We start from the raw sequence: 19,270 nt of genomic DNA, 5'->3' as shown, positions 1-19,270 counted from the left end.
GAAGAGCAGGTCACCGCCGCTTCGGCACCGGCACCCGCAGCAGGTCGCGCGCCACGGTCAGCTCCCCCTCGTACCCCGCCGCCCGGGCCTGTCGCTCGAACTCCTCCGGCTCGGTGTAGCGCTGGCTGAAGTGCGTCAGCACCAGGTGCCGCACGCCCGCGTCGCGCGCCGCCCGCGCCGCCTGACCAGCCGTCAGATGGCCGTGCTCGACGGCCAGTTCCTCGTCCTCGTCGAGGAAGGTGGACTCGATGACGAGCATGTCGCAGCCCTCGGCGAGGGCGTGCACGCCCTCGCACAGCCGGGTGTCCATGACGAAGGCGAACCGCTGCCCGCGCCGCACCTCGCTCACCTCGGCGAGCGGGACACCGCCGAGGGCGCCCTCGCGCTGGATGCGCCCGATGTCCGGCCCCTTGATCCCGTGCGCCGCCAGCCGCTCCGGCAGCATGCGCCGCCCGTCCGGCTCGGTCAGCCGGTAGCCGTACGACTCGACCGGGTGGGACAGCTTGCGCGCCTCCAGCGTGTACGCCGAGGTCTTCGCGAGCACGCCGCCGCCCCCCGCGACCGGCGCCTCGGTCAGCTCCACGGTCTCGCGGTACGCGGTGGCGTACCGCAGCCGGTCGAAGAACCGCTGCCCGGAGCGCGGGTAGTGCGCGGTGACGTCGTGCGGGACGCGGTCGAGGTTGATCCGCTGGATCACTCCGGCGAGGCCCAGGGAGTGGTCCCCGTGGAAGTGCGTGACGCAGATCCGGTGCAGGTCGTGGGCGGCGACCCCGGCGCGCAGCATCTGCCGCTGCGTGCCCTCGCCGGGGTCGAACATGATGCCCTCGCCGTCCCAGCGCAGCACGTACCCGTTGTGGTTGCGGTGCCGGGTCGGGACCTGGCTGGCGGTGCCGAGGACCACCAGTTCACGTACGGACACGAGGACTTACCCGGGGGGCCACTGCAGGCCGCGCCCGCCGAGGACGTGCGCGTGGGTGTGGAAGACGGTCTGGCCGGCGTCGCTGCCCGTGTTGAACACGATGCGGTAGCTGTCCAGCTTCTCGTCCTCCGCGACGGCCCGGGTCTCGCGCAGCACGTCCGCCGCGAGCGCCGGGTCGGCGGCGGCGAGCGCGGCCGCGTCCTTGTGGTGCGCCTTGGGGATCACCAGGACGTGGGTGGGCGCCTGCGGATTGATGTCCCGGAACGCGAGGGTCGTGTCCGTCTCGCGGACGACCGTCGCCGGGACCTGTCCCGCCACGATCTTGCAGAACAGGCAGTCGTCCTGCGCGCCTGCCGACTCCTCCGCCATGCGGGTGCCTCCTCACGCTGGTTGATCGTTGACGAGGGCATCGTAACGGCCGTCGCCGTGCCGCCCGCACCTGCAGCTGCCCGCATCTAGAGCTCCGGTACCGCCGGCGGCGTCTTCGCCGGTGTGTGGGTCAGTGCCTCCAGCGCGATCCGGACCGCCTCGTCGAGCTGGACGTCACGTCCGGCGGCGTGGTCGTGCGGCGCCTGTACGACCACGACGTCCGGGTCGACACCGTGGTTCTCCACGTCCCACCCGTAACCCTCCAGCCAGAAGGCGTACTTCGGCTGGGTGACGAGCGTGCCGTCGACCAGCCGGTAGCGGCTGTCGATGCCGACCACCCCGCCCCAGGTGCGCGTGCCCACCACGGGACCGATGCCGAGCGCCTTGATCGCGGCGTTCACGATGTCCCCGTCGGAGCCGGAGAACTCGTTGGCGACGGCGACCATCGGCCCGCGCGGCGCGTCCTGCGGATAGCTGTACGGACGCATCCCGCGCGGCCGGTTCCAGCCGACGATGCGGCGCGCCAGCTTCTCCACGACGAGCTGGGAGGTGTGCCCGCCGCGGTTCTCGCGGACGTCCACGACCAGGCCCTCCCGGGCCACCTCGACGCGCAGGTCGCGGTGGATCTGGGCCCAGCCTGGCGCCTGCATGTCGGGGACGTGCAGATAGCCGAGCCGGCCGCCGGACTTCTCGTGCACGTAGGCGCGCCGGTCCGCGACCCAGGCGTGGTAGCGCAGCGGCTCCTCGTCGGCGACGGGGACGACGACCGTGTGCCGCGCGTCGCCGCCGCCCGCGGGCAGCACCGTCAGCTCGACCGGCTTGCCCGCCGTACCGACGAGCAGCGGGCCCGGCCCGGTCACCGGGTCGACCGGCCGGCCGCCGACGGCGACGATCGCGTCCCCGGCGCGCACGGCCACCCCGGGCGCGGCGAGCGGTGCCTGCGCCTCCGGGTCGGACGTCTCCGACGGCAGGATCCGGTCGATGCGCCAGCTGCCGTCCTCGTGCCGGGAGATGTCGGCGCCGAGCAGTCCCTGCCGCCGCTCGCCCCAGCCGCCCCCGCCGCGCGGGGTGACGTACGCGTGCGAGGTGCCGAGCTCGCCCTGCACCTCCCACAGCAGGTCGACCAGGTCGTCGTGGGTGGCGATCCGGTCGACCAGCGGCCGGTAGCGGTCCAGGACGCCCGCCCAGTCGGTGCCGCCGAGGTCGGGCCGCCAGAAGTTGTCCCGCATGACGCGGCCGGTCTCGTCGTACATCTGGCGCCACTCGGCGGCCGGGTCGACGGTCTGCCGGATCCGCGACAGGTCCACGGTGATGTTGGTGTCGCTGTCCTCGTCGCTCGCGGCCCGCCGGTCGCTGGGCACGACCTTGAGCCGGCCGTCGGTCCACAGCAGCACCCGCTTGCCGTCACCGCTGACCGCGAAGTGCTCCGCGTCGGCGGCGAGGTACTCCGTGCGCCGCTGGACGAGGTCGTACCGCTCGAGGACGGCCCCCGGCTCCGACGCGTCCGGGGTCGCCCGGGCGTGGCCGAGCACGCCGCGCACCGGGTGCCGCAGCCACAGCACCCCGTCCTTGGCCGCTCTGAGGGTCGTGTAGCGCGCGGCCTCGACGGGGAACGGCACGATCCGGTCGGCGAGCCCTTCGAGGTCGATACGGGTCGCGGGGGCGCCCTCGCTGTCGGGGGTCTCCTCCTTGTCGGGCGCGTCGAAGGGGCGCCCGTGGCGCTGCGGCCCGAAGGGGGACGGGGTGGTGGCGGCGAGTGTGATCAGGTGCGGCCGGGAACCGCCCACGAACGCCAGGTCGAAGACGTGCTCGTCGTAGACCGGGTCGAAGGACCGCGCCGACAGGAACACCAGATGCTTGCCGTCCAGCGTGAACGCGGGCGAGTAGTCCCGGAAACGCAGCGGGGTCGCCTCGGTCACCGACAGGTCGGCGGTGTTGGCGAGCTTGAGGTGGCGCAGCAGGCGGGGACCGGGGTGCGACCAGGCCAGCCAGGCGGAGTCGGGCGAGAAGACCAGCCCCGTCACCTCGCCGTCCTCGCTGCTGTCGACCTCCCGCACCTCCCCGCTCTCCCGCTCGACGAGCAGGACGCGTCCGTCGTGGGAGGCGACGGCGGCCCGGCTGCCGTCCGGGGCCATGGCGAGCCCCAGGACGCGGCCCAGGCGCCCCGCGGCGAGCCGGCGCGGGGTGGCGCCGGGTGCGACACCGGTCGCCGGGGCGAACTCCAGTGCGTCGTCGCCCTCCGCGTCCGTCACCCACACCGCCCACTCCTCGCCCTCCGCCCGGAAGGTACGGGGCAGCCGCGCGCGTACGCCGTGCTCGGCGGCGAGGGCGCGCGCGGGCCCCGAGCGGTGGGTGATCCAGTGGACGCCGCCGCGCACGGAGACGGCGCTGCCCCGCCCGGTGTGGTCGGGCGAGGCGGTCCCGAACCACCGGCCCGCGTTCACGGTGTACGGCTGCAGGTCGGTGCGCTGCCCGCCGAGCCGGACGTCCAGCCGCCGGGGCTCGGCGCCGTCCAGGTCGTCGAGGATCCACAGCTCACCGGCCGACGCGTACACGACGCGGGTGCCGTCGGTGGAGGCGTGGCGGGCGTAGAAGGAATCGACCGGTGTGTGCCGGCGCAGGTCCGACCCGTCCGCGAGTGAGGAGTACAGGGCGCCCACGCCCTCGTGGTCGGACAGGAAGGCGATGCGGTCGCCGACCCAGAACGGGTATTCGATGTTCCCGTCCAGCTCCGCGTGCAGCCGTACGAACTCCCCGGCGCCGGCCTCGCCCGCGGCGCCCTCGGTGCTCCGCTCGATCCACAGCTTGCCCGCCGTGCCGCCCCGGTAGCGCTTCCACCAGGCGGCCTCGCGGCCCATGGTCGCGGACAGCAGCACGGTGCGCGGTCCGTACGCGACGTCGCCGACGGGGCCGTACGGCAGGGTGCCGGCCGGCCCGCCGTCCAGCGGGACCGCACGTGCCCAGCTGCGGCGCAGGCTCGCCTGTCCCTGGGTGCTGATGGCGAGGACCTGCCCGTCGGGGGTCCAGCCCCGCACCTGGGTCCGCCAACTCCCCCAGTACGTCAGCCGCCTGGACGGCCCGCCGTCGAGGGGCGCGACGTGCACCTCGGGCGCGCCGTCGCGGGTGGACGTCCAGGCCACGGCGGTGCCGTCGGGCGAGATGCGCGGGTGGTCGACCGGAACCTGGTCGGCGCTGACCCGCCAGGCCCGGCCACCGCCGAGGGGCGCGACCCAGACGTCGTCCTCGGCGGTGAAGGCGACGAACTCGCCGCGCAGGTGCGGGAACCGGAAGTACGCCGGGGATGCCGATGAGACGGTGGCTGCGGTGGCTGCGGGTTCTGTCACCCGGTCACTCTAAGCAGCGTCAGGCGTCTGCGGGAGAGGGTGCCGCGCGATCAGTGCCCGCGGGGGCCGGGACGTCACTTGCCCTTGTGGTCGTCGGGGCAGTCGCAGTCGTCGCGGTGGTCGGCGTTGTCCTTCCAGTGGTCACCGTTGTCTTTGTGGTGGTCACCGTTGTCGTTCCAGTGGTCACCGTTGTCTTTGTGGTGGTCACCGTCGTTGTTCCAGTGGTCACCGTTGTCTTTGTGGTGGTCACCGTCGTTGTTCCAGTGGTCACCGTTGTCGTCATGGCGATCGCAGTCGTCGCCGTGATCGCCTTCGTTGTCGCCTTTGTTGTCGCCGTTGTTGTCGCCGTTGTTGTCGCCGTTGTTGTCGTCTTTGGCGGGCGGGGTGTCCTTGCCGTTTCCGTTGCCGTTTCCGTTGTTGTCGGAGTATTCGCAGTCGCCCAGCACGTCCGCGCTGAACACCCGCCTGTCGCCGACCTCGGCCGTCAGGTCACCGCGCACGCACCTGCGGTCGATCTCACGGTTCACCACGCCGTAGATGCGGATGCGCTCACCGTCGGTGGTCTCGCCCTTGCAGTCGACGTGCCGGACGCTGCCATGGTCCGACGACCGGTCGTCGTCCTGCCGCATCGCCCGCGCGCCGTACTGGTCGTTGTCGTCAGAGCCGTAGTTCCGGTCGCCGTCGCCGTTGCGGTCGCCGTTGCCGTCGTCGTTCTTCCTGTCGTACGCCGACGTGCAGGTGATCCACTGCACGTCGTAACCCTGCTCCTCCAGGGTCAGAGTCCCGGTGCGCTCGGTCGTGTAGGTCACGTTGGCGGTGTCCATCCCGTCGGGATCACACGCGGCGACACCGACGACGGCCCCCACCCCGAAAGCTATCCCCAGTAGCATTCGACGCCCGCCCAAGCGGTGCCATTCTTGCCTCAATGCCCCCATACCCATACATGGCAGCTTCCCACCGCACCGCTCCCGGCGATAGACGGCAAGCGGTCACGCATAGCCCTCCCGGGCACGCTCCCCCGTCCCCGACGTACCCTCCCGTCCCACGACGGGAGCGGAACACGGCCGGTCAGCCGCGCAGCAGCAACCACTTCGGTGCGCGACCGAATCTTTCGGGAGCACCGGCTCAGGACCAGCGGCCGGTACGGCCCAGCAGCAGCGCCGCCGCCGCGGTGCCGGCGGTCGAGGTGCGCAGGACGCTGTGCCCGAGCCGGTAGGCCCCCGCGCCCGCCTCCGTGAACAACGCCAGCTCCTCCGGCGAGACGCCCCCTTCGGGGCCGACGACCAGCACGATGTCGCCCGCGGCGGGCAGTTCGGCGGTGGCGAGCGGCGCGTCGCCGCTCTCGTGCAGGACGGCCGCGAAGTCCGCCTCCGCGAGCAGTGCCGCCACCTGCTTGGCCGTCGCCCCGTCCGCCACCTCCGGGAAGCGGACCCGGCGGGACTGCTTACCGGCCTCACGGGCCGTCGCGCGCCACTTGGCGAGCGCCTTCGCCCCGCGCTCGCCCTTCCACTGCGTGATGCAGCGCGCGGCGGCCCAGGGGACGATCGCGTCCACGCCGACCTCGGTCATCGTCTCGACGGCCAGCTCGCCCCGGTCGCCCTTGGGCAGCGCCTGGACGACCGTGATACGGGGCGTCGCCGGGGCCTCCTCCTGGAGGGCGCCCAGGTCCGTCACGATGAGGCGGTCCTTGCCCTCGGCCGCCTTCACCACGCCCTCGGTCCACCGCCCGCGCCCGTCCGTGAGGACCACTTCCTCGCCGGGGCGCAGCCGCTTCACGGACACCGCGTGCCGTCCCTCGGGGCCGTCGAGCACGAACTCGGGCCCCATGCCGTCCAGTCGGTCCACCACGAACACCGGCGCGGTCATCGGGCGTCTCCTCCCACTGTGTCGTCCGTACGTCCCGACAACGCCGTCGCCGCCGCGGCCAGTTCACTCATCAGTACCTCCACCAGCTCTCCCGCGGGCAGCTCCCGCGCCAGCCGGTGCCCCTGCCCCGCCCACAGCGACATGCCCTGCGCGTCACCCGCCCGGGCCGCCGCCGCGCGCAACCCGGAGGTCAGGTGGTGCACCTGGGGGTAGCCCGTCGGCGCGTACCGGCCGTGCTCGCGCACGAAGCGGTTGACCAGCCCGCGGGCCGGGCGCCCGGTGAAGGCGCGTGTCAGCTCCGTGCGGGCGAACAGGGGGTCGGTCAGCGCCTGTTTGTGCAGGGCGTGGGCGCCCGACTCGGGCGTGGCGAGGAACGCCGTGCCGAGCTGGGCGGCGCTCGCCCCGGCCGCGAGGACCGCGGCGATCTGGCCGCCCCGCATCAGGCCGCCGGCCGCGACGATCGGCAGCGCCACCGCCTCGCGGACCTGGGCGATCAGGGCGAGCAGTCCGATGCCCGCGCCGTCCCGTTCGGGGTCGTCGCGGTGGGTGCCCTGGTGACCGCCGGCCTCGACGCCCTGCACGATCACCGCGTGGGCGCCCGCCAGCTCCACGGCCCGCGCCTCGTCGGGCGTGGTGGCGGTGACGAGAGTGCGGGTGCCCTTGGCGGCGAGGGCACCGATCACGTCGGGGGCCGGGCAGCCGAAGTGGAAGGAGACGGCCGGGACCGGATCGTCGAGGAGGACGGCGAGCTTGGCCTCGTAGCCGTCGTCGCGGCCGCCGCAGCCCGGGTCGCCCAGCTCGGTCCCGTACCAGGACGCCTCGCCCGCGAGCTGCTCGGCGTACACCTCGACGGCGGCGGGGTCGGTGTGGTCCTCGGGCTGCGGCATGAAGACGTTCACCCCGAAGGGGCGGTCCGTGAGCCCGCGCAGCTGCTTGATCTCCTGGTACATGCCGTCGGCGGTCTTGAACCCGGCGGCGAGGAACCCGAGCCCGCCCGCCCCGGACACGGCGGCGGCGAGCCCCGGGACGGAGACGCCGCCCGCCATGGGAGCCTGCACGATCGGGTACCGGAGAAGATCGCTCAGTGCCAAGGCCATGCCCGCATCGTGCCATGCCACCGGGTCACGGCCGAATCGCGGTGGGGCCTCGGCCCGCGCCCCGCAGGGGGCGCGGAGAACTGGGCGCCCAGCCACGACGGACCCGCGGACGGAACGCGAACCCCGGCGAAACGCTCAGCGCCCGTTGAACGCGTCCTTCAACCGCGAGAACAGCCCCTGCTGCCCGGGCTGGAACTGCCCCGTGGGCCGCTCCTCGCCACGCAGCTTCGCCAGCTCGCGCAGCAGCCGCTCCTGCTCCGGGTCGAGCTTGGTCGGCGTCGTCACCTCGACGTGCACGATGAGGTCACCGCGGCCGCCGCCCCGCAGATGGGTCACGCCGCGCCCGTGCAGCGGGATCGACTGGCCGGACTGGGTGCCCGGGCGGATGTCGACCTCCTCCATGCCGTCGAGCGTCTCCAGCGGGACCTTCGTGCCGAGCGCCGCCGCGGTCATCGGGATGGTGACCGTGCAGTGCAGGTCGTCGCCGCGCCGCTGGAAGACCGGGTGCGGCAGCTCGTGGATCTCCACGTACAGGTCGCCGGCGGGGCCGCCGCCGGGGCCGACCTCGCCCTCGCCCGCGAGCTGGATGCGGGTGCCGTTGTCGACACCGGCCGGGATCTTCACCGTGAGGGTGCGGCGGGACCGTACGCGTCCGTCGCCCGCGCACTCGGGGCACGGGGTGGGGACGACGGTGCCGAAGCCCTGGCACTGCGGGCACGGGCGGGACGTCATGACCTGGCCCAGGAAGGACCGGGTGACCTGCGAGACCTCACCGCGGCCGCGGCACATGTCACAGGTCTGGGCGGACGTGCCCGGAGCCGCACCCTCGCCGTTGCAGGTGGCGCAGACGGTCGCGGTGTCGACCTGGATGTCCTTGGTCGTGCCGAAGGCCGCCTCGTCGAGCTCGACCTCCAGCCGGATCATCGCGTCCTGGCCGCGCCGGGTGCGCGAGCGCGGGCCGCGCTGGGACGCCGTGCCGAAGAAGGCGTCCATGATGTCCGAGAAGTTGCCGAAGCCGCCGGCGCCGAAGCCGCCCGCGCCACCGCCGCCGCCCGCCTGGGACAGCGGGTCGCCGCCGAGGTCGTAGACCTGCTTCTTCTGCGGATCCGAGAGCACCTCGTAGGCGGCGTTGATCTCCTTGAACCGCTCCTGGGTCTTCGGATCGGGGTTGACGTCCGGGTGCAGCTCGCGCGCGAGCCTCCGGAACGCCTTCTTGATCTCGTCCTGGGAAGCGTCGCGGCGCACGCCGAGCACGGCGTAGTAGTCCGTGGCCACTTACGACTCCGCCAGGATCTGTCCGACGTAACGTGCCACCGCTCGTACTGCTCCCATCGTTCCCGGATAGTCCATGCGGGTCGGTCCGACCACGCCGAGTTTTGCTACTGCCTCGCCGCCCGAACCGTAGCCCACCGAGACCACGGACGTGGAGTTGAGTCCCTCGTGGGCGTTCTCATGACCGATGCGCACGGTCATGCCCGAGTCCTTCGCCTCACCGAGCAGCTTCAGCAGGACCACCTGCTCCTCCAGCGCCTCCAGCACCGGCCGGATGGTGAGCGGGAAGTCGTGCGCGAAGCGGGTCAGATTGGCGGTGCCGCCGATCATCAGCCGTTCCTCGGTCTCCTCGACGAGTGTCTCCAGCAGGGTGGAGAGGACAGTCGAGACGGTACCGCGATCCTCGGCCTCGAACGCCTCCGGCAGATCCTGCACCAGAGGGGGCACGTCCGCGAAACGGCGGCCGGCGACCCGGCTGTTGAGCCGGGCGCGCAGATCCGCGAGTGACGTTTCTCCGAACGGCGCCGGGCAGTCGATCATCCGCTGCTCCACCCGGCCCGTGTCCGTGATCAGCACGAGCATCACGCGCGCGGGGGCCAGCGACAGCAGTTCGACGTGGCGCACCGTGGACCGCGTGAGCGACGGGTACTGCACGACGGCGACCTGCCGGGTGAGCTGCGCGAGCAGCCGTACGGTCCGGGCGACGACGTCGTCCAGGTCGACGGCGCCCTCCAGGAAGTTGTGGATGGCGCGGCGCTCGGGCGAGCTGAGCGGCTTGACGGCGGCGAGTTTGTCGACGAAGAGGCGGTAGCCCTTGTCGGTGGGGATGCGCCCGGCACTGGTGTGCGGCTGGGCGATGTAGCCCTCCTCCTCGAGGGCCGCCATGTCGTTGCGGACGGTGGCCGGGGAGACACCGAGCTTGTGCCGCTCGGTGAGCGCCTTGGAGCCCACCGGCTCCTCGGTGCCGACGTAGTCCTGGACGATGGCGCGCAGCACTTCGAGCCTGCGTTCGTTGAGCATCGCGCACACCTCCAGATCGTCCGTCCCGCGGCTCGTCCCCTTTGGCACTCCTCCCGGGTGAGTGCCAGCATTCCTATCAGTGTACGGCGGTCGGGTACGACCCCGGCAAGGGCGGCCGCGCGATGTCGTGCCGACGTGTACCGACGTGTCCTGCCATGTCGTACCAGCGGATTCCGCTGCCGCTAGCGTCGGCGCATGACAGTCGCCTGGGAAGACGTGGGATGGGAGGAGCTCGCCCCGCACGTGGGGCGGTGCCGGCTCCCGGTCTGGGACTGCACGGCCGGGCTGGCGGCCGGGGACGGCCGTGCCCTTCTGATCGACGCGGGGTCGAGTCCGCGGGAGGGCGCGCGGTTGCGCGAGGCGGCGCGGGAACTGCTGGGCGGTGACCGTCGTGTGACGTATCTCGCGCTGACCCATCCCCACTTCGACCATGTCTTCGGTGCGGCGGCCTTTCCCGATGCCGAGGTGCTCGGCGCCGCGGGCCTGGACACGGTCCTCGCCTGCGAGGCCGGGGAACTGCGCGCCGACGCCGTGCGCAACGGGCTGGACGCGCGCGTGGCGGCCGCGGCCGCGGACCGCCTCGTCCGTCCCGGCCGGCTGGTCTCCGGGGAGCTGGCGCTGGACCTGGGCGGCGGGGTGCGGGCACTGCTCGCCGACGTGGGGCCGGGCCACACGGCGCATGATCTGGCGGTGCTGGTCACCGGCCCGCCCGGCACCCCGGACACCGTGTTCTGCGGGGACCTGGTGGAGGAGTCCGGCGAACCGCAGGCGGGCCCCGACGCCGTCCCCGCGCGCTGGCCGGCCGCGCTGGACCGGCTGCTCGCGCTGGGCGGGGAGGACGCGCGCTACGTGCCGGGGCACGGGGCGGTGGTGGACGCGGCGTTCGTCCGGGCCCAGCGGGACGCGCTGGCGAGGCGCTTCGGCGTGTCTTAGCCGGTAGGGCACCACTGGGCGCGCATTTCTCCTATCGTCACTCGAATGCGCCAGTACTCCGCCGACCTGACCCCGCCGTGGAAGAAGTCCCGCCCCGTGCCCGAGGTGCCGGCGGAACCGGGACTCGTGGTCGAGGAGCCCGGGACCGGTTTCTGTGGTGCGGTGATCCGCTGCGAGGCGGGGACGGTCACGCTGGAGGACCGTTTCGGCAAGCACCGGGTGTTCCCGCTGGAACCGCGCGGGTTCCTGCTGGAAGGGCGGGTGGTGACCCTCGTGCGCCCCGCCGCCGCGCCGGTCCGCCCCTCGCGCACGGCGTCCGGCTCGGTCGCCGTCCCGGGCGCCCGCGCGCGCGTGGCCCGTGCCGGGCGCATCTACGTGGAGGGCCGCCACGACGCCGAGCTGGTCGAGAAGGTGTGGGGCGACGACCTGCGCGTCGAGGGCGTGGTGGTCGAGTACCTGGAGGGCGTCGACGATCTGCCGTCGGTCGTCGAGGAGTTCGCGCCCGGCCCGGACGCGCGCCTCGGCGTGCTGGTCGACCACCTGGTCCCCGGCAGCAAGGAGTGGCGCATCGCCGAGTCGGTCACCAGCGAGCACGCCCTCGTGGTGGGCCACCCGTACATCGACGTCTGGGAGGCGGTGAAGCCGTCGTCCCTGGGCATCGACGCCTGGCCGCGCGTACCGCGCGGGCAGGACTGGAAGACGGGCGTGTGCCGGGCGCTGGGCTGGCCGGAGAACACGGGGGCCGCCTGGCAGCACATCCTGTCGCGGGTGCGGTCGTACAAGGACCTGGAGCCGCAGCTCCTGGGCCGCGTCGAAGAACTGATCGATTTCGTCACGGCCCCGGAGTGACAGTCTCGGAGTGACGGCCCCGGCGTGACGGCCGGGTCCGTCGGACGGGTCAGTCCACCAGGTCCCTGACCACCGCGTCCGCCAGCAGCCGCCCCCGCAGGGTCAGCACGGCCCGTCCGTCCTCGTACGGCCCCGGCTCCAGCAGCCCGCTTCCGAGGGCCTTCCGGGACGCGGTCAGCCCCTCCTCGTGCAGCAGCGACAGCGGGCAGCCGTCCCGCAGCCGCAGCTCCAGCAGGATGCGCTCCACCCGGCGGTCCTCGTCGGTCAGCAGCTCGCGGCCCGCCCCCGGCGACCGTCCGGCCGCGAGCGCCGCCGCGTACGCGCCGGGGTGCTTCACGTTCCACCAGCGCACCCCGCCGACGTGGCTGTGCGCGCCGGGGCCCGCGCCCCACCAGTCGGCGCCGCGCCAGTACAGCTCGTTGTGGAGGCAGCGGCCCGCCTCGGTGGTGGCCCAGTTGGAGACCTCGTACCAGTGGAAGCCCGCCGCGGCCAGCCTCTCGTCGGCGATCAGGTAGCGGTCCGCGTGCACGTCGTCGTCGGTCATCGGGACCTCGCCGCGGCGGATGCGGCGGGCGAGCTGGGTGCCCTCCTCGACGATCAGCGCGTACGCCGACACGTGGTCGGGGCCCGCCCCGATCGCGGCGTCCAGCGAGGCCCGCCAGTCGTCGTCCGACTCGCCCGGGGTGCCGTAGATGAGGTCGAGGTTGACGTGCTCGAAGCCGGCCGCGCGCGCCTCCGCGACGCAGGCCTCTGGGCGGCCGGGGGTGTGGGTGCGGTCGAGGACCTGGAGGACGTGGGGGCGGGCGCTCTGCATGCCGAACGAGATCCGGTTGAAGCCGCCCTCGCGCAGGGCTGTGAGGTACGCCGGGTCCACCGACTCGGGGTTCGCCTCCGTGGTCACCTCGGCGTCGTCCGCGAGCCCGAACTCGTCCCGGACCGCCGCCAGCATCCGTACGAGATCGTCCGCGGCGAGCAGGGTGGGCGTGCCGCCGCCGACGAAGACCGTGCGCACGGGGCGCGGGTCGTCGCCGAGGACCTTGCGGGCCAGCCGGACCTCCTCGACCAGGGTCTCCGCGTAGTTGTCCCGGGAGGCGAGGACGCCGCCGGTGCCGCGCAGCTCGGTGGCCGTGTAGGTGTTGAAGTCGCAGTAGCCGCAGCGGGTCGCGCAGTACGGGACGTGCAGGTAGAACCCGAGGGGGCGGTCGGCGGCGCCCGCGAGGGCGTGCGCGGGCAGCGACCCGTCGTCGGGGACGGGTTCACCGTCGGGAAGTGCGGAAGGCATGCGTTCCATTGTCCCGTACCCGCGCCCGCGCGCGTGTCCTCGTCCGCGTCACTCGCGTCACTCCGCCTGGAGCACCAGCAGCGCCATGTCGTCGTCCGGCGGGCCCTCGCCGAACTCGTGCACCAGCCTCCTGATCCGCTCGGCGACGAGGTCCGCGCACAGCCCGGCGCAGCCGGACAGGGCCGCCGCGAGTCCGTCCCCGTCGTCGAACATGTCGGGACCCGAGCGCCGCTCGGTCACCCCGTCGGTCACGCCCAGCAGGATGTCGCCGGGGTGCAGCTCGAAGGTCTCCGAGGTGTAGGCGTTGTCCTCGATCACGCCGAGCAGGGTCTGCGGCTCCGCGGCGATGCGCACGCCGCCGTCGGGGTGGAGGAGCAGCGGCAGGGGATGGCCCGCGGAGGCGAGGGTGCAGCGGACGCCGCCGCCGAAGGGCACCAGCTCCCCGTACAGGAGGGAGAGAAAGCGGTTCTGCGGGCCCTCGTCGGTCTCCAGCCCGGTGCCGCCGGCCTTCACCAGGGCCCGCGCGGCCGCGTCCGCCGCCTCGGTCGCGTCGTCGAGGAGCAGCTGGTTGAGGCGGTCCAGGGTCTCCCCGACCTGGTAGCCCTCGCGTGCGAGCAGCCGCAGCCAGGGCCGGGCCAGCCCGATGACGACGGCGGCCTCGGGCCCCTTGCCCTGGACGTCGCCGAGGGCGAAGCACCAGCGTCCGTCGCCCGCCGGGAACAGGTCGTAGAAGTCGCCGCTGGGTCCGCCCTGGTCGCACGGTTCGTAGACGAGCGCGCTGCGCATCCCGGGGATCTCGGCGACCGCTCCGGGCAGCAGCCCGCGCTGGAGCACCCGGCTGATGGTGGCCTGGCGCGCGTACTGCCGGGCGGCTCCGATCGCGAGGGCCACCCGGCGGCTGAGGTCCTCGACCAGCCCCGTGACCTCGTCGGGGAACACGTCGATCCCGGCCCGTCCGATGACCAGCGTGCCCAGCGGCCGGCCGCCCGCGATCAGCCGGTAGGCGAACGCGGCCCCGGTGGCGTCCCGCTCGCTCAGGGCGTCGGCCGGCCAGGGCACGGGCACCGCGCGCGAGCGCACCGAGTCCGGCAGCCGGGGCGGGTCCTTCTCCAGGGCGCGGCGCAGCTCCTCGATGCGGTTCTCGCTGACGTGCCAGACCCGGGCGAGGCGGGGGCCGGTGACGCTGATCCCCTCGGTGCCGCGCCAGCCCATGCCCTCGTCCTCCAGCCACACCGCGCACCAGTCGGCGAGCCTCGGCACGAGCAGCTGCCCGGCGAGCGCGGCGACCAGGTCCTCGTCGAGCTGTCCGGCCAGCAGGTCGGAGGCCTCCGCCAGGAAGGACAGGGCGCCGTGGTTGAGCCACCCCTGGTCCCGCTCCACGTTCCGCCCCGGCCAGGGGGCGGGCTGCTCGGTGCCGCCCTCGCCGTGGTCGGGCCGGGCGTCGTCGTACGCCTCGGCGCCCTGCTCGGCGGTCGGGGTCCGGTCGACGGGCAGCCGCGCCCAGACGGTCTTCACGCCGGTGCGGTAGGTGATGCCCCAGGCGTCGGAGAGCGCGGCCACCAGCCGCAGGCCGCGCCCGTACTCCGCCCCGCCGTGGGGGCGGTCCAGACCGTACGGGCGGGCGACCGGGTACGGAGGGTGGGCGGCCTCGTCCCGCAGGGGGCGCGCGGGGTGGTGGTCGGACACCTCGATGACTATGCCGCCGGCGCCGCCGGTACCCGCGGGCGCCCCGGCGGAGTGTCCGGCGGGCTCCAGGCGGCACAGCAGCTCGACGTCCGTACCGGCGTGGACGACGGCGTTGGTGACGAGTTCGCTGGTCACGATGAGGGCGTCGTACAGAAGGCTCTCGCCGAGGGACTCGGCGCCGGGGAGGGCCAGCCGGGCCCATTCGGCCATGCCCGCACGGACGAAGCGGCGCGCGACACCGGCCGCCAGCGGACCGCCGGAGAGCAGCACATGTGCTTCCGCGCGCGTGTCCACATCCTGCTGCGCAGGCGTATCAGGAGCACGGGACGTGATGTCCCGTTGCGTCGGAATGGCCCCCACTGTACGGCTCCCTGAGCAGTTCGGACGAATAAGCCTCGGGTGGCACTGACAGAGTGACAGACTGGCCAGGCCCATATGCGCCGAGTAACCGAAGTGGGCCACCATGAGTGAGAACACTGCTATGCGCGTGCTCGAAGACGGTCAGAAAGACGAATGGATTCGGGCATCCGATCTGCGCCCTTTGCTCGCGGCCATGATCGCCGCTCGGGACGGCGACTACCGGAAGGCCCCCGACACGGGGCGGGGGCTGCCGGCCGAGCTGACGGCCGTCTTCAATCAGATCATGGACCGCAGCACCCACTTCACCGACGAAGTGCAGCGCGTCCGGCGGGAGTTGGTGCGGTACGGGCGGCTCGACGAGCGGCTGTCGGCGAGCCCGGGCCAGGGGGCCTGGGCGTCCCGGGTCGACGACGTCAACCACCTCCTGGACGCCCTGGTGGCCCCGGCGGCGAACGCCACGCGCGTGCTGGACGCGGTGGCCGGCGGTGACCTCACCCAGCGGGTCGACCTGCACGACGGCAACCGGCAGCTGCGGGGTGATCTGCGCCGGCTGGGCCGGGCGGTGAACAAGATGGTCGACCAACTGTCGCTGTTCACGGGCGAGGTGACCCGGGTGGCGCGGGAGGTGGGCACCGAGGGGCGGCTCGGCGGGCGCGCCAAGGCGCAGGGTCTGTCCGGGAGTTGGCGGGACGTGACCGAGGCGGTCAACACGATGGCCGCCCGGCTGACCGCACAGGTGCGGGACATCGCCCTGGTGACCACGGCGGTGGCGCGCGGCGACCTGACCCGTACGGTGACCGTCGAGGCCACCGGTGAGCTGCTGGAACTGAAGCTGACCGTGAACACGATGGTGGACCAGCTCTCCGCCTTCGCCGACGAGGTCACCCGCGTCGCCCGCGAGGTCGGCACCGAGGGCAACCTCGGCGGCCGGGCCATGGTCCGCGGCGTCTCCGGCGTCTGGAAGGACCTCACCGACAACGTCAACTTCATGGCGTCCAACCTGACCTCGCAGGTCCGCAACATCGCCCAGGTCACCACGGCCGTGGCCAACGGCGACCTCAGCCAGAAGATCACGGTGGACGCGCAGGGCGAGATCCTGGAGCTGAAGTCCACGATCAACACGATGGTGGACCAGCTCTCCGCCTTCGCCGACGAGGTCACCCGCGTCGCCCGCGAGGTCGGCACCGAGGGCAACCTCGGCGGCCGCGCCCAGGTGCGCGGCGTCTCCGGCGTCTGGAAGGACCTCACCGACAACGTCAACTTCATGGCCGACAACCTCACCTCACAGGTGCGCAACATCGCGCTCGTGTCGACGGCGGTCGCCCAGGGCGATCTCGGCAAGAAGATCACGGTCGAGGCGAAGGGCGAGATCCTGGAGCTGAAGTCGACCATCAACACGATGGTGGACCAGCTCTCCGCCTTCGCCGACGAGGTCACCCGCGTCGCCCGCGAGGTCGGCACCGAGGGCAACCTCGGCGGCCGCGCCGAGGTCCGCGGCGTCTCCGGCGTCTGGAAGGACCTCACCGACAACGTCAACTTCATGGCCGACAACCTCACCTCACAGGTGCGCAACATCGCCCTGGTGACCACGGCCGTCGCGAACGGTGACCTGTCCAAGAAGATCACGGTCGACGCGCGGGGCGAGATCCTCGAACTGAAGGACACCGTCAACACGATGGTGGAGCAGCTGCGCGCCTTCGCCGACGAGGTGACGAGGGTGGCGCGCGAGGTCGGCACCGACGGGCGTCTCGGCGGCCGCGCCCAGGTGCAGGGCGTGTCCGGGGTGTGGCGGGACCTGACCGACAACGTCGACTACATGGCCGACAACCTCACCTCACAGGTGCGCAACATCGCCCAGGTCGCCACCGCGGTGGCCCAGGGCGACCTCTCCAAGAAGATCGACGTGGACGCGCGCGGCGAGATCCTGGAGCTGAAGACGACCATCAACACGATGGTGGACACCCTGTCCTCGTTCTCCTCCGAGGTCACGCGCGTCGCCCGGGAGGTGGGCTCGGAGGGGCAGCTCGGCGGGCAGGCGCGGGTCGAGGGCGTGTACGGGACCTGGAAGCGCCTGACGACGAGCGTGAACGAGCTGGCGTCGAACCTGACCACCCAGGTCCGCGCCATCGCCGAGGTGGCCTCGGCCGTGGCCCAGGGCGACATGTCCCGGTCGATCACGGTGGACACCCGCGGCGAGGTCTCCGAACTGAAGGACAACATCAACCTGATGGTGTCCAACCTGCGCGAGACCACCCGGGCGAAGGACTGGCTGGAGTCCAACCTGGCCCGGCTCGCGTCCTTGATGCAGGGCCACCGGGACCTGATGGAGGTCGCCGACCTGCTGCTGCGGGAGCTGACACCGCTGGTGAACGCCCAGTACGGCGCCTTCTACCTGGCGGACCCGGAGACGGACCGCGCCGCGCTGCGCACCACCCCGCCGCACAAGGGGCTCGCCTTCATCGCCGGGTACGGCGCGGCGCAGGGCGCGACCGTGGAGACCGGCGGGCTGCCGGTGCACGGGCTGGTGGCGCAGGCCGCCCGGGAACGGAAGCGGATCCTGGTGGAGGAGGCCCCGCCCGACTACATCAAGATCAACAGTGGGCTCGGCGAGGCCGCTCCGACCACGATCGTCATCATCCCCATCCCCTTCGAGGACAAGCTCCTCGGCGTGATCGAACTCGCCTCGTTCTCACGCTTCTCGGATGTGCACCTGGCGTTCTTCGACCAGTTCGTGAACACGATCGGCGTCGCCATCAACACGATCATCGCCAACTCCCGTACGGAGTCGCTCCTCGGCGAGTCGCAGCGGCTGGCCATGCAGCTCCAGGAGCGGTCGGACGAGCTCCAGAAGCAGCAGGGCGAGCTCCAGCGCTCCAACGCCGAACTGGAGGAGAAGGCCGCCCTGCTGGCGACCTCCTCCCAGTACAAGTCCGAGTTCCTGGCGAACATGTCGCACGAGCTGCGCACCCCGCTGAACTCGCTGCTCATCCTCGCCCGGCTGCTCTCCGACAACCCCGACGGCAACCTCTCCGACCAGGAGGTGCAGTTCGCGTCCACGATCCACCGCTCGGGCTCGGACCTGCTCCAGCTGATCAACGACATCCTCGACCTGTCGAAGATCGAGGCGGGCCGGATGGACGTACGGCCGAAGCGGCTGCCGCTGATCAAGCTGCTCGACTACGTGCACGCCACCTTCCGTCCGCTCACCGCCGACCGCGGGCTCGCCTTCGAGGTGTCGGTCGGCGAGGACGTGCCGCGCGAGATGTACTCGGACGAGCAGCGCCTCCAGCAGATCCTGCGCAACCTCCTGTCCAACGCGATCAAGTTCACCGCGGCCGGCCGGGTCGAGCTGAGCGTCAGCCGTATCGAGGACCCGGACAACGAGTACACCCGCGACGACGCCGACGAGGTCATCGCCTTCGCGGTCTCCGACACCGGCATCGGCATCGCGCCCGAGAAGCTCCCCGTCATCTTCGAGGCGTTCCAGCAGGCCGACGGCACGACGAACCGCAAGTACGGCGGCACCGGGCTCGGGCTCTCCATCAGCCGGGAGATCGCCAACCTGCTGGGGGGCCGCATCGTCCCCGAGAGCGTGCCCGGCGTGGGCTCCACGTTCACTCTGTACGTCCCGGTCGTCAGCCCCGGGCACACGGTCGCCGGGGCGGCCTCCTTCGAGCGGGGCAACCCCCTGCCCGAGCAGCTCTCGGCCGAGCCGTACACCGGGCACGAGACGGACGAGAGCTGGCCGACGCCCACCAAGCTGGAGGCCTGGAAGACGGGCCGCGCGGGCCGGGTGCTGCCGGGCCGGCGGGTGCTCATCGTCGACGACGACATCCGCAACGTCTTCGCGCTCACCCATGTGCTGGGCCGCGTCGGCATGCCCGTCCTGTACGCGGAGAACGGCCGCGAGGGCATCGAGACCCTGGAGCGCACCCCGGACGTCGAGATCATCCTGATGGACATCATGATGCCGGAGATGGACGGCTACGAGACGATCGCCGTCATCCGCCGCACCCCGCGCTGGGCGGACCTGCCCATCGTCGCGCTGACCGCGAAGGCCATGCCGGGCGACCGCGAGAAGTCGATAGCGCGGGGCGCCAACGACTACGTACCGAAACCAGTGGACGTCGATCAGCTGCTCACGGTCGTCTGCGCGCTCCTGGACCCGGAGGGCGAGGACGGCGGCGAGCCGGACGACTGCGCCGGAGCGGTCCCCGGGACGGGCACGCCGGAGCAGACGGCGACTCCGCCGGCGACTGAGTGAGGCAGTCAG

13 protein-coding genes are annotated in these 19,270 nt (G+C 72.6%); 3 read left to right on the top strand and 10 right to left on the bottom strand.

Annotated elements, in window-relative coordinates:
- Positions 1-10 precede the first annotated feature (10 nt).
- The 8 genes from IEZ04_RS13595 to hrcA all read right to left on the bottom strand — a co-directional run bounded on the left by IEZ04_RS13595 (position 11) and on the right by hrcA (position 9,887).
- Positions 11-919 (bottom strand): ribonuclease Z, encoded by a 909-nt coding sequence (locus IEZ04_RS13595; RefSeq protein WP_189217042.1) that lies wholly within the window; start codon positions 917-919, stop codon positions 11-13.
- A 6-nt stretch (positions 920-925) separates the two neighbouring features.
- A complete protein-coding gene (locus IEZ04_RS13590) occupies positions 926-1,288 on the bottom strand; it encodes a histidine triad nucleotide-binding protein (protein WP_189217041.1) in 363 nt (120 codons plus the stop codon).
- An 86-nt stretch (positions 1,289-1,374) separates the two neighbouring features.
- Positions 1,375-4,632: a S41 family peptidase gene (locus IEZ04_RS13585; protein ID WP_189217040.1), complete on the bottom strand. Its 3,258-nt coding sequence runs from the start codon at positions 4,630-4,632 to the stop codon at positions 1,375-1,377.
- Between the two features lie 74 nt (positions 4,633-4,706).
- On the bottom strand, positions 4,707-5,456 hold the full coding sequence (locus tag IEZ04_RS13580) for a hypothetical protein (protein ID WP_189217039.1): 750 nt from the start codon (positions 5,454-5,456) through the stop codon (positions 4,707-4,709).
- Positions 5,457-5,757: 301 nt separating this feature from the next.
- Complete coding sequence (locus IEZ04_RS13575) at positions 5,758-6,498, bottom strand: 16S rRNA (uracil(1498)-N(3))-methyltransferase (RefSeq protein ID WP_189217038.1); 741 nt, start codon at positions 6,496-6,498, stop codon at positions 5,758-5,760.
- Entirely contained in the window at positions 6,495-7,595 is a 1,101-nt protein-coding gene (locus tag IEZ04_RS13570) for a nitronate monooxygenase (protein WP_189217037.1), read from the bottom strand. The genes IEZ04_RS13575 and IEZ04_RS13570 overlap by 4 nt, the downstream gene beginning before the upstream one ends.
- A gap of 135 nt (positions 7,596-7,730) precedes the next feature.
- Positions 7,731-8,870: a molecular chaperone DnaJ gene (dnaJ, locus tag IEZ04_RS13565; protein ID WP_189217036.1), complete on the bottom strand. Its 1,140-nt coding sequence runs from the start codon at positions 8,868-8,870 to the stop codon at positions 7,731-7,733.
- Entirely contained in the window at positions 8,871-9,887 is a 1,017-nt protein-coding gene (gene hrcA, locus IEZ04_RS13560; RefSeq protein ID WP_189217035.1) for a heat-inducible transcriptional repressor HrcA, read from the bottom strand.
- Between the two features lie 195 nt (positions 9,888-10,082).
- Here hrcA and IEZ04_RS13555 point away from each other — a divergent pair, with 195 nt between their 5' ends.
- Together IEZ04_RS13555 and IEZ04_RS13550 are read left to right on the top strand one after the other, a co-directional pair.
- A complete protein-coding gene (locus tag IEZ04_RS13555; protein ID WP_189217034.1) occupies positions 10,083-10,820 on the top strand; it encodes an MBL fold metallo-hydrolase in 738 nt (245 codons plus the stop codon).
- Between the two features lie 45 nt (positions 10,821-10,865).
- On the top strand, positions 10,866-11,669 hold the full coding sequence (locus IEZ04_RS13550; RefSeq protein WP_189217033.1) for a DUF3097 domain-containing protein: 804 nt from the start codon (positions 10,866-10,868) through the stop codon (positions 11,667-11,669).
- 49 nt (positions 11,670-11,718) lie between these two features.
- On the opposite strand, the gene hemW is transcribed toward IEZ04_RS13550, so the two are convergent.
- Positions 11,719-12,951 (bottom strand): radical SAM family heme chaperone HemW, encoded by a 1,233-nt coding sequence (gene hemW, locus IEZ04_RS13545; RefSeq protein ID WP_189217032.1) that lies wholly within the window; start codon positions 12,949-12,951, stop codon positions 11,719-11,721.
- A 57-nt stretch (positions 12,952-13,008) separates the two neighbouring features.
- On the bottom strand, positions 13,009-14,997 hold the full coding sequence (locus tag IEZ04_RS13540; RefSeq protein WP_189217031.1) for a SpoIIE family protein phosphatase: 1,989 nt from the start codon (positions 14,995-14,997) through the stop codon (positions 13,009-13,011).
- A gap of 193 nt (positions 14,998-15,190) precedes the next feature.
- Between IEZ04_RS13540 and IEZ04_RS13535 the strand changes: the two genes are divergently transcribed.
- On the top strand, positions 15,191-19,261 hold the full coding sequence (locus IEZ04_RS13535) for a HAMP domain-containing hybrid sensor histidine kinase/response regulator (RefSeq protein ID WP_373296297.1): 4,071 nt from the start codon (positions 15,191-15,193) through the stop codon (positions 19,259-19,261).
- Positions 19,262-19,270: the final 9 nt, after the last annotated feature.

The organism is Streptomyces ruber (assembly GCF_014648075.1).
GTDB lineage: Bacteria > Actinomycetota > Actinomycetes > Streptomycetales > Streptomycetaceae > Streptomyces > Streptomyces ruber.
The sequence above is the reverse complement of the archived record's forward strand: the minus strand, read 5'-3'. Positions and strand labels throughout refer to the sequence as shown.

What these genes read in the sequence shown, in the direction of transcription:
- IEZ04_RS13590 (WP_189217041.1), bottom strand. Translation starts at nt 1,288, where the DNA reads ATGGCGGAGGAGTCGGCAGGCGCGCAGGACGACTGCCTGTTCTGCAAG.
- IEZ04_RS13580 (WP_189217039.1), bottom strand. Translation starts at nt 5,456, where the DNA reads ATGGACACCGCCAACGTGACCTACACGACCGAGCGCACCGGGACTCTG.
- IEZ04_RS13575 (WP_189217038.1), bottom strand. Translation starts at nt 6,498, where the DNA reads ATGACCGCGCCGGTGTTCGTGGTGGACCGACTGGACGGCATGGGGCCC.
- IEZ04_RS13570 (WP_189217037.1), bottom strand. Translation starts at nt 7,595, where the DNA reads ATGGCCTTGGCACTGAGCGATCTTCTCCGGTACCCGATCGTGCAGGCT.
- hrcA (WP_189217035.1), bottom strand. Translation starts at nt 9,887, where the DNA reads ATGCTCAACGAACGCAGGCTCGAAGTGCTGCGCGCCATCGTCCAGGAC.
- IEZ04_RS13555 (WP_189217034.1), top strand. Translation starts at nt 10,083, where the DNA reads ATGACAGTCGCCTGGGAAGACGTGGGATGGGAGGAGCTCGCCCCGCAC.
- IEZ04_RS13550 (WP_189217033.1), top strand. Translation starts at nt 10,866, where the DNA reads ATGCGCCAGTACTCCGCCGACCTGACCCCGCCGTGGAAGAAGTCCCGC.
- hemW (WP_189217032.1), bottom strand. Translation starts at nt 12,951, where the DNA reads ATGCCTTCCGCACTTCCCGACGGTGAACCCGTCCCCGACGACGGGTCG.
- IEZ04_RS13535 (WP_373296297.1), top strand. Translation starts at nt 15,191, where the DNA reads ATGATCGCCGCTCGGGACGGCGACTACCGGAAGGCCCCCGACACGGGG.